Raw genomic sequence first — 1,253 nt, 5'->3', positions numbered from 1 at the left:
CATGGCCCTGCGCGGGCTGATGGAGAAGAGTGCCGACGCCGATCTGCTGCGTGAGATGATCGGTTTTGCAGCCGAGCGACTGATGGAGCTGGAGGTGGGCGGCCTGACCGGCGCGGCCCACGGCGAGAAGAGCGCCGAGCGTCTGGTCCAGCGCAATGGGTATCGCGACCGGGACTGGCAGACGCGGGCCGGCACGGTGGAGTTACGTATCCCTAAGCTGCGCAAGGGCTCGTACTTCCCCGGTTTCCTGGAGCCACGACGCATGGCCGAGAAAGCGCTGACGGCGGTGATCCAGGAGGCCTACATCCAGGGCATCTCGACCCGCTCCGTAGATGATCTGGTCCAGGCCATGGGCGGCACGGGCGTGTCGAAGAGCCAGGTCTCGCGCCTGTGCCAGGAGATCGACGAACGGGTCGGCGCGTTCCTCGACCGACCCATCGAAGGCGAGTGGCCGTATCTCTGGATCGACGCCACCTACGTGAAGGTTAGGAGCGAGGGCCGGATTGTCTCAGTCGCCGTCATCGTGGCGGTCGGCGTCAACAGCGACGGCCGAAGGGAGGTGTTGGGCATGGACGTCGGACCCTCCGAGGCCGAGACGTTCTGGACCGCCTTCCTGCGCAAGCTCGCCCGGCGCGGTTTGCGAGGGGTCAAGCTGGTGATCTCGGATGCGCACGAGGGCATCAAGGCCTCGGTGGTCAAGGTGATGAACGCCACCTGGCAGCGTTGCCGGGTGCACTTCATGAGGAACGTACTCGCCCATGCCGGCCGCAGCGGGCGGCGCGTCGTGTCGGCCTTCATCGCCACCGCCTTCGCCCAGGATGATGCCGAGGCGGCCCGTCAGCAATGGCGGCGGGTGGCCGACCAGCTCCGCCCCAAGGTGCCCAAGCTCGCCGCCCTGATGGACGCTGCCGAGCCCGACGTGCTGGCCTATATGGGCTTCCCAGCCGCCCACCGGGTCAAGCTGCACTCGACCAATCCGTTGGAGCGCCTGAACGGCGAGATCAAGCGCCGGACCGAGGTGGTCGGCATCTTCCCCAACGAGGCTGCCATCACCCGCCTCGTCGGCGCGATCCTGCTCGAACAGAATGACGAATGGGCCGTCCAGCGGTCGCGCTACATGACCCTGGAAAGCATCGCCCCGATCGGCGATGATCCCCTCGTCAGCCTGCCCACCCTCGCAGCCTGATCGTCCCGGCCCAAGCCGGTGATCGTGGTGGCCCTCACCAAGCTACACCACGCCTAGGGACACGACC

At 67.0% G+C, this 1,253-nt stretch carries 1 protein-coding gene; it reads left to right on the top strand.

Going from position 1 to position 1,253, the window contains the following annotated elements; genetic code table 11:
* Window position 1 precedes the first annotated feature (1 nt).
* Window positions 2–1,186 (top strand): IS256 family transposase, encoded by a 1,185-nt coding sequence (locus tag FV234_RS25810; RefSeq protein ID WP_147832443.1) that lies wholly within the window; start codon window positions 2–4, stop codon window positions 1,184–1,186.
* The last annotated feature ends 67 nt before the right edge of the window (window positions 1,187–1,253 follow it).

The organism is Methylobacterium sp. WL8 (genome assembly GCF_008040045.1).
In the GTDB taxonomy this organism is placed as follows: Bacteria; Pseudomonadota; Alphaproteobacteria; order Rhizobiales; family Beijerinckiaceae; genus Methylobacterium; species Methylobacterium cerastii.
The sequence above is the reverse complement of the archived record's forward strand: the minus strand, read 5'-3'. Positions and strand labels throughout refer to the sequence as shown.